Origin of the sequence: Mesorhizobium sp. WSM1293 (assembly GCF_000513875.1) — a bacterium.
Taxonomy (GTDB): Bacteria; Pseudomonadota; Alphaproteobacteria; order Rhizobiales; family Rhizobiaceae; genus Mesorhizobium; species Mesorhizobium ciceri.
The window spans coordinates 90324-104754 of the sequence record NZ_AZUV01000011.1 but is presented as its reverse complement, the minus strand read 5'-3'; the positions used below and the strand labels follow the sequence as shown (position 1 = coordinate 104754).

Here is a 14431-nt window from a genome sequence, read left to right as displayed (position 1 = left end):
CGGAAGCACTATTTTCTATAGTCGAAAGGCATAAATGTCTCGCCTGGCATCAATGCACGGAGCGCGAGACGACATGAGCAACCAATCAACAGATCCTGGCAGATGAGCGGTTTTGGCCTGTCGAGGCTAAGCCAGGTGGAAGGCAAGGTGCCCGAGCCAGGGCCGCACGATTTGCTGGTGCGGACCAAGGCCGTATCGCTCAACTACAAGGACAAGATGATCGTGGACGGCGTGCTGATCCCCGACCTTGCCTTTCCCTTCGTGCCGACATCCGACGCGGTGGGCGAAGTGGTGGCCGTCGGCAGTGCGGTCAGCCGCTTTCAGGTCGGCCAGCGCGTGCTTGGCCAGGTGATCGCCGATTGGCCGGATGGCGACGCACCGCCGGTGCTGCATAAGCACACGCTGGGGTCGTCGCTGTCGGGTATGCTTTCCGATCATGTCATCTTCGGCGAGGACGCCGCGGTGCTGGCGCCGCCGTCGCTCGGCGACATCGAGGCCGCGACATTGCCGATCGCGGCGCTGACGGCCTGGTTCGCCATGGCCGAGGCGACCAAACCGGTGCCGGGTCAGACCATTCTGATCCAGGGCACCGGCGGCGTGTCGCTGTTTGCGCTGCAGTTCGCCACTGCGTTCGGCCTGCGCGCCATCGTCACCTCAAGCAGCGATGAAAAGCTTGAGCGGGCGAGAAAGCTTGGCGCCTGGCAAGGGATCAACTACCGCACGCAACCGGCCTGGGACGATGCCGCGCGTGAGCTGACGAACGGGCTGGGCGTGAACCACGTGCTGGAAATGGTCGGCGGCGACAATGCACGGCGATCTCTGAACGCGCTGGCCGCCGACGGCCGGCTGTCGATCATCGGCCTGCTGGGCGCGATGGAGCTCAGCTTTCCCATCCTGCCCTTCATGCGCAACCGTATCACCGTGCAGGGCCTGTCGATCGGCCATCGCCGTGCTTTCGAGCGCATGAATCAGGCGATCGAGGCGCTGGCGATCAAGCCGGTCATCGACAAGGTTTTTGGCTTCGATGAGGTGCCGCAGGCCTTGCAACATCTGGAGAAAGGGCCGTTCGGCAAGATCGTGATCACCACGACCTGACTTTTGCGATGTCATGGCAACTGCTTCAACACGCCGACAATTGCCTCGCCGTCCGTAAAATAGGGATCGCCGCCGCCATTGCGTCCCGCCTTGGTGGCGCCGACGCCCGATATGTCGCTGGTCGAGAGCAGCATGCCGGCAGTGGCCAGGTCGCGCATCAGGAAATCGCGCTCGGCGTCGATATCGGGGCCGATATGGTGGGTGACGGCGCCGGTGTCGTGGCTGAAGCCGACGCCGCGATCGAAGCTGGCCGAGCCCAGCCACAGCGGCCGGCCATCGTCGCCGCTTGCATCGGTCTGCCAGAAGCGGACATGATGCCGTCGGTCGGCGCTGATGCCCTCCGGCTTTTCGAAGGCGAGATCCTGGGCACGGCCATCGAACAGCAGCCTGCTGACCGGCGCATCGGGATAGGGGTGGTCGAACAGCACGCTTTCACCGATCTCGATCGCGGTCTTCAGGGTGACGGCGTCGGCGGTGTCCCAGCCGGCAACGGCAAAGGCGTGGACCACCTCCTTGCGCGTACCGACAAGGCCGACATTGATCGGGTCGCCCGGAATGCCTTGCGGCGTGTGCGTCAGCATCTCGAAGCGATGCGTGCGAAAACCTCGATCGCGGAACGTCCAGAATTCCGGTGCGGCGAAATAGGCGAGCGCCAGATACGCGGCCAACAAGCTCGCCGCCCAGATCATAATGCGTCGCCGAACGCTTCGTTGACCCATGAATGCCGCTCAAATGTTCCGGCATCACATTAGGCGTTGTCATGGCATTCAGGCAAAGGATACCCGGCACCGATCTAACGGCAGGCGCGATAACCGTTCTTGCGGTTCTTGATGTCGAAATGAAAATGGTTGCGGTGGTCGTAATTGTAGCCGGGGCCGAGCACGGTGGTGAAGTACTGGCACCCGTCGGCGCGCACATTGTTGAGGAAGCCACGGGTGCGGAAGGCGAACAGGCCGGGCTTGCGCACGTCGATGTCGTCGCCATTGTTGAGCTCGATGCTCATGACGTCGAGCGCATTGCCCTTGCCGTGTTCGGACAGGACGCCTTCGCCGGCAATCCGGCGGCAGGAATAGCTGGAGCCCTGGTGTATGGTCCTGACGCCGGAGAAATAACGCCAGCGGGCGGAGGGAACGAGTTCGTTCTTCGTCCAGCCGGCAAAGGTAGCTGCCATGTCGCAGGTCAGGGTTGCGGCGGGTTTCATCTGGATGTTGCCGATGGCCGAGACCTTGACCGGATAATCGATGCCGCATTGGCCTTCATGGATCGGCGCCAGGTCGGTGTAGGCGACATCGAGGCGCTTCAATTGCTGACGGCAGTCGGTTTCGCTGGCCGGCATCTGCTCGACGGGCGACATCGGCTCGTCCATGCGCGGATAAGCGGCCTGCGTCATGTACGGATTGGAAGGGACAAGCTTCTGCATGCCGGCATATTGCGGCACGGCAGCCGTCTGCGCGCCGACGTCGACGGCCGGCTGCAGCGACAGCACACTGCCGGTGTTGCAGGCGGAAAGCGCCGCCAGCGCCAGACCGGCGGTCAGCATTGCTGCATATTTTGACTGGCGCGCGGTGGCGAAAAACACGGCCCGAAATTTGCCGGCCATTGGCGGAATCCCGTTGATGGATATCCGGCATTTTAACGATCAAGGGTAAAGGAAAACTCAGCGTCCGCGTTCATGCCTGCGGCCGAATTGCGGCACGCGGCCTGGATCAGCCATGATCACTGGCAGAACGTTCCGCCATGACGGCGCGGTTCGAGATCGAGATGGAAATGCAGGGAATGATCGGCGTCGGCGCCTGGGCCGAGCACCGTCTTGAAGGGTCCGCAGGCGGCCTTGCGAACATTGTTGAGGAATTTGGCGTCTTTCTCCGGCGGCGCCGGGCCGACCTCGATCTTCTTGCCGTCCGACAGCGTGAAGCTGGCGATGTCGAGCGCGTTGCCGAACGCGTGTTCCGACAGTTTTCGTGTGCCGTTGCGTGGCCGGCAGACAAAAGCCGATGCCTGGCCGATCGATTTCAGGTCCGCACCGAATTCGGCCTTTGCCGCCGGCTGGATGACATCGGCGGCAAAACGCGCCGTCGCCTCGGCCATCTTGCAGTTGAGCTCGGTGCCTGGGGCAATCGCGATCGACTTTCCAAGGGTCTTCAGCACGATGGGGTAGGGAATCGAACAGCCGATTTCGGGCTGGCTTTCCGCCTTGTGCTCTTCGAATTCGACGCCGAGCGTCTTTAGCCGTTCGCGGCATGCGACTTCCTCGGCCGGCATTTTTTCATCTGGCACGTCGGCCGAGCGCGGATCGGGCAGCATCTTCTCCTCGTCCGCGTCCGCCGGCTTTTGCGGTGGCTGCGGGGCGACGGTTGGCGGCTGGGCCTCGGGTTCTGCAATGTCAGGCTTTCGTGTCGGCGTTGGCGCGACGTCCGGCGGCTCCGGCTCGTTTTCCCCGGTTGATGGCTCCGGAGCCAATGGCTCGGGACGTGCCTGCTTTTCCTGGTGGGATTTTTCTTCCTTGAAACGGTCGGGCGCTTCCGCGGCCTTCGGCCCTACGCGCTTTTGCTCCTCGGTCTTTGCAGCTTCAGCCTTTTGTGCGTCCGCCGGGCGTGGTTCGGGCACCGGAATGCCGGGTTGGGTTATCGGAGTGCCGGGTTCGGGCACGGGAACATCGGCAGGCGAGGGCAGCGATGTCTGCGTTTTCTGCTGTGTCTGCTTTGGCGTGACCTGCCGGTGGCGCCGTGGTTTCAAACGCTTTCCGCCCCTCGGTTTCAGGGGCTGGTCGGCTCGTGGTGTCAGCGGCTGCTCGACCCGCGGCGTCGGGGGCTTATGATGCCGATGGCGATGTCTCGCCTCGACCGGCATCACCAGCAAGGCCGTGACGGCCACGGTCAACGCAATCCTGCATATTCGGGAAAAGACGATCGACCCCATCGCCCTCAACGGCGCCGACGCAAGGTGGTTGCCTTGGCCGCATCACGAACGGTAACCGCTCCGTTACGCACCGATCGCTTCCAGCCCTTCCTCCAGCCAGTCGGCGAGCAGCGGCATGCCAAGCAGGTATTTCGCGGTGCGCTTGTTGGCGCGTTCGCGCGCGGCGGCCAGCGCGTCCGCCCATTCGGTGGCGTCGTAGTCGCCGCGACCGACCCAGGCCAACGCGATCAGCTCGGCTGCTTCGTCGACATTGAGGTCGTTGATCAGCTCGCGCAGCTCTTCTTCGGTCAGGTTCTCGGAGCTTTCCTCGGCAAGGCCGTCATGGTGATGGTTGACATGGGACTCGCCGTCGAGTTCGACCTCGTGCTCGGCGCCATCGGCATAGTCTTCATTGACGGCCGCACTCAGTGCCTTGGCCTTGAGGATGAACAGGCGCACCGTGTCGGGGCCGATCGAAAGCTCCCAGTCCTTTTCAAGCCGCCGCTGCAAGGGCCGTCTCCCTCAGGTCGTTTGCCGGATGATAGCGGATTCGCGGCATCCGTCACCTGATGTTCTCCCGCCCGCATTTTTCCGGGATGAAACGCAAGTCGACCGGCGTTAGTATTGCATTCTCACCCTCCAGGAGGTTTCGATGCATAAAAGAATGCTGATCCAGGCTGCGACCGCGCTTCTCGCGCTGCAGTTCCTCGCTGTTCCCGTGTACGCCGCCGGCAGCGGCGGCAGCGGCGGTGACGAAACCGTCACCCATTGCAAGAAGGGCCAGGTCTGGGACAAGAAGAAGAAAAAGTGCGTCGCGCCCCAGGAAGGCATGCTCGACGACGACAGCATCTATGATGCAGGCCACGCGCTGGCGATGGCCGGGCGCTATGACGAGGCGATTGCCGTGCTCAGCCTCGCCGCCAACAAGCAGGATCCGCGCATCCTCAACTATCTCGGCTATTCGCACCGCCATTCCGGCCGCGTCACCGTCGGCCTTGGCTATTACGAGGAAGCGCTGCGCATCGATCCGAACTACACGCTGGTGCGCGAATATCTCGGCGAAGCGCATCTGCAGATCGGCGATCTGGCCGGCGCCCAGCAGCAGTTGATGGAGATCGAGAAGCGGACCGGCAAGGGTTCGCGTGAATATGGCATGCTGGCCGAGCAGATCGACCATTTCATGAGAAGCTGAAAAGATCCCAGGGCTCTTCCAAGCGGCCGCGAGCGATCGCGGCCGCTTTTTGTTGCTCCCGGTCTCATTCATCGTCCCCGACTGATGAAAACGGGGATGATTTTAGCAAAACCGATTTTTGGGCGTGAAAAACCCGCTGACATTGCTATATTCAGGGAAATTGCGGTGAAACGGTTCCGTAAGCTCGAGGCTGCCGGACCCGTTTTCTTTTTGTACCCATCGACAAGGCTTTCCCCGATACGCGGGGGTGGCAGCAGGAAAGGCAGGCATCATGAACAAGGTCCCGATGACAGGCGAGGGGTTCGCGTCATTGAAGGAAGAACTGCGCTGGCGCCAGCAGGAAGAGCGGCCGCGCATCATCGAGGCGATCTCCGAAGCGCGCTCGCATGGCGACCTGTCCGAAAATGCCGAATATCATGCCGCCAAAGAGGCGCAGAGCCTCAACGAGGGCCGCGTCAACGAGCTTGAAGATTATATTGCGCGCGCCGAGGTGATCGACGTCAGCAAGCTCAGCGGCGACAAGATCAAGTTCGGCGCCACCGTGGTGCTGGTCGACGAGGACACAGAGGAAAAGAAGACCTACCGGATCGTCGGCGACCAGGAGGCGGACGTGAAGTCCGGCCGCATCTCGATCTCCTCGCCGATCGCGCGTGCGCTCATCGGCAAGGAAGTCGGCGATGCCATCGAGGTCAACGCGCCTGGCGGCGCCAGGGGGTATGAGATCGTCCAGGTGCAGTTCATCTAGGACCTTTGATAATTCTACTCTGGCGGCCGACTACAGCGCCGCGCGTCCTCTCGGACGCGCAAAGGACGCTGTAGGATTTTCAGTTAGCGCATGATCCCTTTCCGAAAATCAATTACGATTTTCGGGGTCATGCGCGGGCGGTTTTCTGCGCTTCCGGTGCTCACGTACTTTAAGTACGCGCCGCTCCGGTTCTCGAAGAACCACGCTATTCGACTCGCCAGAGCGAATTCTGAAAGGTCCTATGCCGGCGCTTGTAGTTTAAGTGCCAATAGCTTTTCTGCTTCCGCCACTACCTCCACCGGCACAACACGCCCCCCATGCGAGGCCAGCAGTGTCGATGCGTAGCGTCCGCGCGGGCCGGTCAGACCCGGCTCTGTTGCCAGGAAAATTGCGACCGTCGGCAGGCCAAAGGCACTGGCGAGGTGAGTGAGCCCGGTGTCGGCGCCGATAACCAGCGTCGAGCGGCCAAGGATGGCGGCGATTTCGGACAGCGGCGATTTCGGTACCACGATCGTTGACGGCACGGCGCCTGCGATTGCCTCGGCCACGGTTTTCTCGCGCTCGTTCGACCAGGTCGTGACCGGCGTCATCCCCCGCTCAATCAGGAGGCGGGCGGTTCCGATCCAGTCTTCGGCCGGCCATTTCTTGTCTTCGCGGCTGGTTCCGTGCAGCAGGAAGGCGGTTTTTCCAGAAGTGCCCGCCAGGGTGCCGGCGGGCGGCACGATGCCGGAGTCCAGCGTCGAAAGATCGGGCTGATAGGCGAGCGCCAGGCCAAACAACCGCCGCGTCCGTTCGATGGCGTGGAGATCGCGCGGGACGGCATACGTGGCATCGTAGAACAGCGTCGCCGAGGGTTCGCGCGCGCTCGAACGGTCGAAGCCGGCAATGGGTGAGCCCGCCTGTCTTGCCACCAGGGCCGATTTCAGCAGGCCTTGCGCGTCGATGACCAGATCGTAGCGGCAATTGCGCAAGGTGCGGCGCAGGGCGGCCGCCTCGCGCCAGGTGGCGCCGTCAAGCAGCGCCTTGCGCCAGCGCCGGATCGCCACCGTATGAATCTTGTCGATCGCCGGGTGAAGCGCGACGACTCCGGCGAATGCCTCTTCGACGCACCAGTCGAAGGTCAGGTCCGGGCGGTGGCGACGGGCATCCTCGACCGCCGGAAAGGTGTGGATGACATCGCCCATCGACGACGTCTTGACGATCAGCACCTTCATGCCGCGGCCGGAATTTCCAGCAGCCGGTCCGCCGCTGCCGCGACCTGGCCGACTTCCAGCGTCTTCAGGCAGTTGAGGTGGCCGAGCGGACAGACCTTCTGGTGGCAGGGCGAGCACGACAGGCCGAGCCAGACCAGCTCGCGGCGCTCCGCCAGCGGTGGCGTGTTTTCGGGCGAGGTCGAGCCGTAGACGGCGACGATCGGCGTGCCGACGGCGGCCGCGACATGCATCAGTCCGCTGTCGTTGGACACAGCCAGCCTGGCGGCGGATATCAGGTCGATGGCGTCCTCCAGCCGCGTCTGTCCGGCGAGGTCGACGACGCCGGGGGCCAGGGCTGCGATCTCCGCCGTCACGTCGCGGTCGTTCTTCGAGCCAAACAGCGCAACCTTCAAGCCTTTGCCCATGAAACCGCTGGCAAGCCCGGCATAGCTTTCGCTGGGCCAGCGCTTGGCAGGGCCGAATTCCGCACCGGGCATCAGGGCCACGAATTTCTGCGGCGCCAGCCCGAAACGGCCGAGCAGGTCGACCTGGTTTTTCGTGTCCACGCTAAGCCGGGGCGCCCGGAAACTGCCGCCCTGGGCAAGGCCGAAATAGGCCTGCGCGGTGCGTCGTTTGATGCTGTCGGGCAATGGCACGATGTCGGTCAGCAGGGCATAGCGCATCTCGCGCAGATTGCCGACACGGCGCGGAATGCGGGCAAAGAACGGAATCAGCGCCGACTTCCAGCTGCCCGGCAGGATATAGGCCATGTCGTAGCGGCCGCGCAGCAGGCGGCCGAAGCGGCGGCGATGGGTGAATTCGAGCGCGCCGGGTTTGAGCGGAAAGTCGATCTGCTGGCGGATTTCGGGCATGCGCTTGACCAGGGGTGCTGCCCAGGCAGGCGCCAGCACATCGATGGCGGCGTTGGGATGCAACTCCTTCAGCGCCGAAAACAGGCACTGCGCCATCACCATGTCGCCCACCCAGCGTGGGCCGATCACGAGGATCGTTGGGCTTTCAGCCATTCGACATAGTCTCTGACACCGGTTTCCACTGTCCGGAATTGGCCATTGTAACCGGCCGCGCGCAAACGGGACATATCAGCTTGCGTAAAGCTCTGGTAGCTGCCCTTGAGATGGTCGGGAAAGGGGATGAATTCAATCTCCCCTTTACCCAACGTGTCGATCACCGTTTCGGCGATGGCGCGGAAGGGCTGGGCACGGCCGGTGCCGCAATTAAAGATGCCGCTTGAGCCCCGTTTCCACAGCCACAGATTGACGTCGGCGACATCACCGACATGGATGAAGTCACGGCTTTGTTCGCCGGGTCCGAACCCGTCATAGGCGCCGAACAGTTTCGGGTTCTCGCCTCGCTCGACCTGGTTGAACAGATGGAAGGCGACGGAGGCCATGGCGCCCTTGTGCGCTTCGCGCGGGCCATAGACGTTGAAGTAGCGCAAGCCCACGACCTGTGAATGGTCGGCCTGCCCGGCGAACACGGTTCGCCTGACATAGTCGTCGAACAGCTTCTTGGAATAGGCGTATACGTTGAGCGGCCGTTCCAGCGCGGGATCCTCGAGGAACTCCGAGCCGCCGCCATAGACGGAAGCCGAGGAGGCATAAAGGAAAGGCACGCGCAACGCCTGGCTTGCATGCAGCAACCGTTTCGAGAAGGCGTAATTCACCTCCATCATGAATTTGCCATTCCACTCGGTGGTGGTCGAGCAGGCGCCCTGGTGGAACACGGCCTCGATGCGGCCGAGCGAGCCGGCCTCCATGCGGGGCAGGAAATCGTCCTTGTCGAGATAGTCGGCGATCTTGAGATCGGCAAGATTGACGATCTTGTGACCGTCGGTAAGGTCGTCGACGACGAGGATGTCGTCATGCCCTTCGGCATTCAGCGCGGCGACGATGTTGGAGCCGATCATGCCGGCGCCGCCCGTGACGATGATCATGAAGGACCTCTGGTTGCTTGCGATTCCGGTCCTTATAGGGGAGGCTAGCCGGGCTGTCGACAAAGCCAGGTGCATGCGCCTGTCCTGCCATTTTATGCGCTTGTCTATTTTGTCCATTTTGTCTATTATGGACAAAACAGGGTATCCCATGAAAAACTATCCGTCGACCGATCTGAAACAGAATCTTGGAGATGTGCTTGCAGCTGCCAGCCAGCAGCCGGTCTCCATCACTCGCCACAACAAGCCGAGATACGTCCTGATGAGCATCGAGGCCTACGAAGCGCGCTTCGGCAACGACAGCCGCCGCGTCTACGCTGCGAAGGACGCCCCGACCGAACATGTCGAGATGCTCGAGGAGTACGCCGCGGAATTGGACCGTGATTAAACCCGCTGCTGCGGACGTCTGGCGATATCCATATCTTTGGCATCGCCAACACGGAGACGGCGAGACCGAAGGCCGGAAGTCACGGCCTGTGGCCTTTGTGGCTGTCCTTCCTGGGAAGCCGGGGGTACCAACCTCTTCATACTTGCAATCACTTCCACACAGCCGGGCCGTGATCGCGTTGCCGTCAGCATCCCGGAAATTGAACGCCACCGTGCGGGCCTCGATCCTATGCCCCTTTGGGTCATGGTCGATGAGTACAATCATGATATCCTGGAAGCGTCGGCCTATTTCGAGCCGGGTGCGCGAATTGGCGCGTTCAGCCCGTCATTTCACAAGAAAATTATGTTCGCTTTTACTGCGGTTGTCCGCACGGGTCAGTCCAAAGCAATCCCGCGCGCGGACTGAATCGACAGGGCAGAGCACGATCGTGAGGGACCAAAAATGCCATCGACCGAACTGCTCATCGCGTTTTTCGCCACCACGGCGATCTTCGCCTACATTCCAGGCCCGGCCATGCTCTATGCCGCCGCGCAGACGATGGCGCGCGGCCGCTGGTCCGGCCTGACGGCGGCGCTGGGCATTCATCTGGGCGGCTACGTGCATGTTTTCGCCGCGGCCGCCGGGCTGTCGGTGCTGTTTCATGCCGTGCCGACGCTCTACCTGGCGGTCAAGCTGGTCGGTGCGCTCTATCTGATCTGGCTTGGCATCTCGCTGTTTCGCAAGCGCGCGGACGGCGATGCGGCGCTGCCCGCGATCGAGCGCAAATCGGCGCGGCGCGCCTTTTTCGAGAGCATCACCGTCGAGGTGCTCAATCCGAAGACAGCGATCTTCTTCATGGCGTTCCTGCCGCAATTCATCGACGCCTCGGCGGCGTTTCCGGTCTGGCTGCAGTTCGTCGTGCTCGGCACGATAGTCAATCTGATGTTCTCCTCGGCCGATATCGTCTGCGTGTTCCTGGCGGGCGCCGTGATCGGCCGCCTGCGGCGTTCGAGCCGCGCCCAGCGGCTGATGCAGCGGGCGGGAGGGGCGGTGCTGGTCGGGCTGGGCATCCATGTTGCCCTGCAGAAGAGCTGACGCATCGGACACTCGCGGGTCATGTCCTGACGTTGCGCTGCGTGGATTTGCGGTATATCGGCAGGCATGAACGATCCGGCCCGTAAATTGACAATTTTCATCACGATTGAGATTTGCCTTACCCTCGCGTTGCCAGTGACATGATCAAGCACAATCCGCCTTCTCCAGAACCATTGCACCGCGCCATTGCGCGGTTCGGCCAAGCCACCGTGCTGGTGGTCGGCGACTTCATCCTTGATCGTTTCGTCAACGGCGTCATCGAGCGGATCTCGCCGGAAGCGCCGATCCCGGTGCTGCATGGGCGCGGCGAGACCTCGACCATGGGCGGCGCCGGCAATGTCGTGGCCAACATCGTTTCGCTCGGCGCTGCCGCTGTCCCCGTTTCCGTAATCGGCGCCGATCTGGCGGGCGACAGTCTGGTGCGGATGCTGCGGGAACTTGGCGCCGATACGGCGGGCCTCGCGCAGGAGCGTGGTCGCATGACATCATCCAAAAGCCGCTTCAGCGCGCTCAACCAGCAGGTGCTGCGTTTCGATGAAGAGGAAATCAAGCCGCTCGGCGCCGCGGAGCGAGCCGGCCTGATCCGCCATTTCCGCGCCGCGCTGGCGCACGCCGACATCGTCATCCTGTCCGATTACGGCAAGGGCATCCTGCTCGACGGCGTCGCCGGCGACTTGATCGCCATCTGCCGCGAGGCTGGAAAGCCGGTGCTGGTCGACCCGAAGGGCCGCGATTACGCGCGCTATGCCGGGGCGACCGCCATCACCCCCAACCGCAAGGAACTCGGCGAGGCCGTCGGCCATGCGGTGTTCGCCGATGACGAGATCGTGGCTGCCGCGCGCCAGCTGATTTCGGCACATGGTTTCGATTTCGTCGTTGCGACGCGCAGCGAAAAGGGCATGAGCGTGGTCGGCCCCGACGAGGCGCGCCACATCGCCACCCAGGCGCGCGAAGTGTTCGACGTTTCGGGCGCCGGCGATACGGTGATCGCGAGCTTCGCGCTGGCGCTGGCCGTAGGCGCCGATACGGTCATGGCCGCTTCGATCGCCAATGCCGCTGGTGGCGTCGTTGTGGGAAAACGCGGCACAGCGCGGCTGACGGTCGAGGAACTCACCGGTGCGCTGTTCCGTTCACATGGGCCGACCGCCCACAAGGACGCCATCCTCGACGCCACATCGGCCGCCCGCATGGTGGCGGCGTGGAAGCAAGAGGGCCTGAGCGTCGGCTTCACCAATGGTTGCTTCGACATCCTGCATGCCGGCCATGTCAGCTTGCTGCACGCGGCGCGAAGCCAGTGCGACCGGCTGGTGCTCGGCCTCAACAGCGATGCCTCGGTGCGGCGCCTGAAGGGCGCCGGCCGGCCGGTCAACAACCAGCACGACCGCGCCTGCGTGCTGGCAGCACTCGCCTCGGTCGACGCGGTCGTGGTGTTTGAGGAAGATACGCCGCTGGCGCTGATCGAAGCGCTGCTGCCCGACATACTGGTCAAGGGCGCCGATTACACGGTCGATACCGTGGTCGGCGCCGATGTGGTGCAGAAGGCCGGCGGACGCGTCGTGCTGGTCGATCTCGTCGCTGGAAAGAGCACCACCAACACCATTGGCAAATTGCGCGCCGGCGGCACCACAAACTGAGGGTTTCATGTCCGACTTGAACGATTACCTTGTCCGCTCGGCGGCTGCCATATCAGCCATGGTCGAACGGGACCTGACCGGTGAGATGGAGCGGGCAGCGAGCGCGGTGGTGACGGCGCTTTCGTCGGGGAAGGCCTTGCTCATCGCCGGCAATGGCGGCTCGGCCAGCGACGCCATCCACATTGCCGGCGAACTGGTCGGCCGCTTTCTCAAGGAGCGCAAGGCCTACAATGTCATCGCGCTGCCGGCCAATGCAGCGGTGCTGACCGCCTGGGGCAACGACTATGGCTTCGACACGGTGTTTTCGCGCCAGGTCGAGGCGCATGGCGCGGCCGGCGGCGTGCTTCTGGCAATCTCGACCAGCGGCAATTCGCCGAGCATCCTCGCCGCCGCCGAACAGGCACGGAGGATGGACATGACGGTGATCGGCATGACCGGCGATACCGGCGGCAAGCTGAAACCTCTGTCCGATATCCTGCTCAACGTTCCGTCGACCTCGACGCCGATCATCCAGCAGGGGCATCTGTGCCTTTATCATCATCTGTGCGAGGTGGTCGAAGCGCGCCTCAGCAATGGCTGATCCCACGACCTCTGGCCGCTATCCGCTGGCTGAGCCGGGCCTGTGGGTCGAGCAGGTCGGCTCAAAGGTGTTCGCCGCCGGCTCGCCGGCGCTGTTCCTCGATCGCGACGGCACCATCAATATCGATACGGGCTATCCGGATGATCCTGCCGAAATGGTGCTGCGCGCGGATATAGCCGCGGTGATAGCCGCCGCCAACGGGGCCGGCATTCCCGTCATCGTCGTCACCAACCAGTCCGGCATCGCGCGCGGCTATTTCGGCTGGAGCGATTTCGCCGCCGTCAATGGCCGCGTGCTCGAACTGCTACGCGCCGACAATGCGTTCGTCGACATGGTCCTTGCCTGCGCCTATCACGAGGCGGGCTCCGGCCCGCTCGCGGCCGCAGATCATCCGATGCGCAAGCCCAATCCGGGCATGCTGCTGGAGGCGGCCAGGCGCCTCGGGCTCGATCTGCGGCGTTCGCTGATCGTCGGCGACAAGGAGGCCGACATGGAGGCGGGACAACGCGCCGGCCTCTCGCAGGGCTGGCTGGTAGACGGGCAAGCGGCTGTCCGACGGGGCTTCACAATTCGGCCTTGGTGCGACCGCGCGGACTTCGACGGCCTGCTCGCCGCAATAGCTGCACTTGGGGCCGCCTCGGGCGCGCCCTAACGGTTTATACCCGATCGTTGTCCCGCCAGGCTTCATAGAGCTTGGCCTCGGTGGCGAACGAATACACCATCACCAGCATCGAATAGACGAACCCGTGCCGGCCGCACAGGAAGTAGCGCTTGGCCAGGTAAAACTTCAGGAAGTTGCCAAGCGGCGACAGCACCAGTCTTATCAGGCCAGGCTTCTTGGCTCGTTCGACCAGCGTGGCGACCTTGAGGCTGGAGTAGGTGTTGGCTCTCGCCAGATCCTCGGCAATAGTCATTTCGCGGCGATGCAGCAGCACGCCATTTTCTATGGTGCCGGTTTCGCCCGGCACCTCGAACGACTCATGGACCCGCAGATTGAGGTCCATGGTCGCCTTGTCGCGCCGGAAAAGACGCAGCAGCCTGTTGTGAAGCACCCAGCGGTGCGCATAACCATAACCCTTCAGCTTGTCGCGGCGCCTGATGTACCATCCGTCGAAAGCATCGTTCCCAAGCTGCGTCACACTCGTGATCGACTGCCTGAGAACGTCATCGATGGCCTCGTCGGCTTCAATCGAAAGGCACCACGGTTGGGTGGCCTGATCGAGCGCGAATTGCCGCTGACGAGGAAAGCCCGGCCAATCATTGTGAAACAGCCTTATCGGGTAGCCCTTGGCGATGAACGCATTGACGACGTCCAGAGTGCTGTCCGTCGAGCCTGAATCGACGACGATGATCTCGGCGCAGAAGTCGACGCTCTCCAGGCATTCGCCGATCATGTCGGCCTCGTTCATACAGATGACCAGCGCCGAAACCGGGCTAGAAAATCGAGTCATCGTCCCACCCCACGGCACACTGTTCTCGGAATTGGGCTGCCCTGCGCCACCTGTATTATGCAATCCCGAAAGCGCTATGCGCTTTTCCCAGGAAAACCGTTACACACTTTTTCTGGAATTGCTCTAGGAAACCAGCAAGGCGGCTACGGCAGGACATCCGGCTTCACAGAAGTGCCTATCGAACGCCAAAGCGGCGCTGATATGGCGAGGCGTTCAAGCCGCATCGGCGA

16 protein-coding genes are annotated in these 14431 nt (G+C 62.9%); 8 read left to right on the top strand and 8 right to left on the bottom strand.

All coding sequences use genetic code 11. The features are described 5' to 3' along the window. The first annotated feature begins 102 nt into the window (after positions 1-102). Positions 103-1095: an NAD(P)-dependent alcohol dehydrogenase gene (locus M729_RS0115495; RefSeq protein ID WP_027162119.1), complete on the top strand. Its 993-nt coding sequence runs from the start codon at positions 103-105 to the stop codon at positions 1093-1095. Between the two features lie 11 nt (positions 1096-1106). Here the strand turns inward: M729_RS0115495 and M729_RS0115490 are convergent, their stop codons facing one another. The 4 genes from M729_RS0115490 to M729_RS0115475 form a co-directional block, all read right to left on the bottom strand. Beyond that, positions 1107-1814: an LssY C-terminal domain-containing protein gene (locus tag M729_RS0115490; protein WP_027162118.1), complete on the bottom strand. Its 708-nt coding sequence runs from the start codon at positions 1812-1814 to the stop codon at positions 1107-1109. A 74-nt stretch (positions 1815-1888) separates the two neighbouring features. Continuing rightward, complete coding sequence (locus M729_RS0115485; protein WP_027162117.1) at positions 1889-2695, bottom strand: extensin family protein; 807 nt, start codon at positions 2693-2695, stop codon at positions 1889-1891. Between the two features lie 116 nt (positions 2696-2811). Beyond that, a complete protein-coding gene (locus M729_RS0115480) occupies positions 2812-3945 on the bottom strand; it encodes an extensin family protein (protein ID WP_050596270.1) in 1134 nt (377 codons plus the stop codon). Between the two features lie 132 nt (positions 3946-4077). Then, positions 4078-4503 (bottom strand): DUF3775 domain-containing protein, encoded by a 426-nt coding sequence (locus M729_RS0115475; RefSeq protein WP_013530064.1) that lies wholly within the window; start codon positions 4501-4503, stop codon positions 4078-4080. 142 nt (positions 4504-4645) lie between these two features. Here M729_RS0115475 and M729_RS0115470 point away from each other — a divergent pair, with 142 nt between their 5' ends. Next, a complete protein-coding gene (locus M729_RS0115470) occupies positions 4646-5185 on the top strand; it encodes a tetratricopeptide repeat protein (protein WP_027162115.1) in 540 nt (179 codons plus the stop codon). Positions 5186-5456: 271 nt separating this feature from the next. Further along, positions 5457-5930: a transcription elongation factor GreA gene (gene greA / locus M729_RS0115465; RefSeq protein ID WP_013530066.1), complete on the top strand. Its 474-nt coding sequence runs from the start codon at positions 5457-5459 to the stop codon at positions 5928-5930. A gap of 239 nt (positions 5931-6169) precedes the next feature. Here greA and waaC read toward each other — a convergent pair whose 3' ends face one another. From waaC to rfaD, 3 genes are read right to left on the bottom strand one after another with little or no spacing between them, the layout of a single operon-like run. Further along, a complete protein-coding gene (waaC, locus tag M729_RS0115460) occupies positions 6170-7144 on the bottom strand; it encodes a lipopolysaccharide heptosyltransferase I (protein WP_027162114.1) in 975 nt (324 codons plus the stop codon). Continuing rightward, complete coding sequence (waaF, locus tag M729_RS0115455) at positions 7141-8148, bottom strand: lipopolysaccharide heptosyltransferase II (RefSeq protein ID WP_027162113.1); 1008 nt, start codon at positions 8146-8148, stop codon at positions 7141-7143. Before waaF ends, waaC begins: the two co-directional genes overlap by 4 nt. Further along, the gene (gene rfaD, locus M729_RS0115450; RefSeq protein WP_027162210.1) at positions 8121-9077 is read right to left on the bottom strand and encodes an ADP-glyceromanno-heptose 6-epimerase; all 957 of its coding nucleotides are present in this window, start codon (positions 9075-9077) and stop codon (positions 8121-8123) included. Before rfaD ends, waaF begins: the two co-directional genes overlap by 28 nt. Between rfaD and M729_RS1000000139285 the strand changes: the two genes are divergently transcribed. The 5 genes from M729_RS1000000139285 to M729_RS0115420 all read left to right on the top strand — a co-directional run bounded on the left by M729_RS1000000139285 (position 9049) and on the right by M729_RS0115420 (position 13402). Beyond that, positions 9049-9462: a type II toxin-antitoxin system Phd/YefM family antitoxin gene (locus M729_RS1000000139285; RefSeq protein ID WP_245267586.1), complete on the top strand. Its 414-nt coding sequence runs from the start codon at positions 9049-9051 to the stop codon at positions 9460-9462. The two genes, rfaD and M729_RS1000000139285, sit on opposite strands and share 29 nt — an antisense overlap. Positions 9463-9903: 441 nt before the next feature. Then, entirely contained in the window at positions 9904-10536 is a 633-nt protein-coding gene (locus M729_RS0115435; RefSeq protein WP_027162112.1) for a LysE family translocator, read from the top strand. Positions 10537-10676: 140 nt separating this feature from the next. Then, the gene (rfaE1, locus tag M729_RS0115430) at positions 10677-12170 is read left to right on the top strand and encodes a D-glycero-beta-D-manno-heptose-7-phosphate kinase (RefSeq protein WP_027162111.1); all 1494 of its coding nucleotides are present in this window, start codon (positions 10677-10679) and stop codon (positions 12168-12170) included. A gap of 7 nt (positions 12171-12177) precedes the next feature. Beyond that, the gene (locus M729_RS0115425) at positions 12178-12750 is read left to right on the top strand and encodes an SIS domain-containing protein (protein ID WP_024504153.1); all 573 of its coding nucleotides are present in this window, start codon (positions 12178-12180) and stop codon (positions 12748-12750) included. After that, on the top strand, positions 12743-13402 hold the full coding sequence (locus tag M729_RS0115420) for an HAD family hydrolase (RefSeq protein WP_027162110.1): 660 nt from the start codon (positions 12743-12745) through the stop codon (positions 13400-13402). The genes M729_RS0115425 and M729_RS0115420 overlap by 8 nt, the downstream gene beginning before the upstream one ends. Before the next feature lie 4 nt (positions 13403-13406). On the opposite strand, the gene M729_RS0115415 is transcribed toward M729_RS0115420, so the two are convergent. Further along, on the bottom strand, positions 13407-14201 hold the full coding sequence (locus tag M729_RS0115415) for a glycosyltransferase family 2 protein (RefSeq protein ID WP_027162109.1): 795 nt from the start codon (positions 14199-14201) through the stop codon (positions 13407-13409). Positions 14202-14431: the final 230 nt, after the last annotated feature.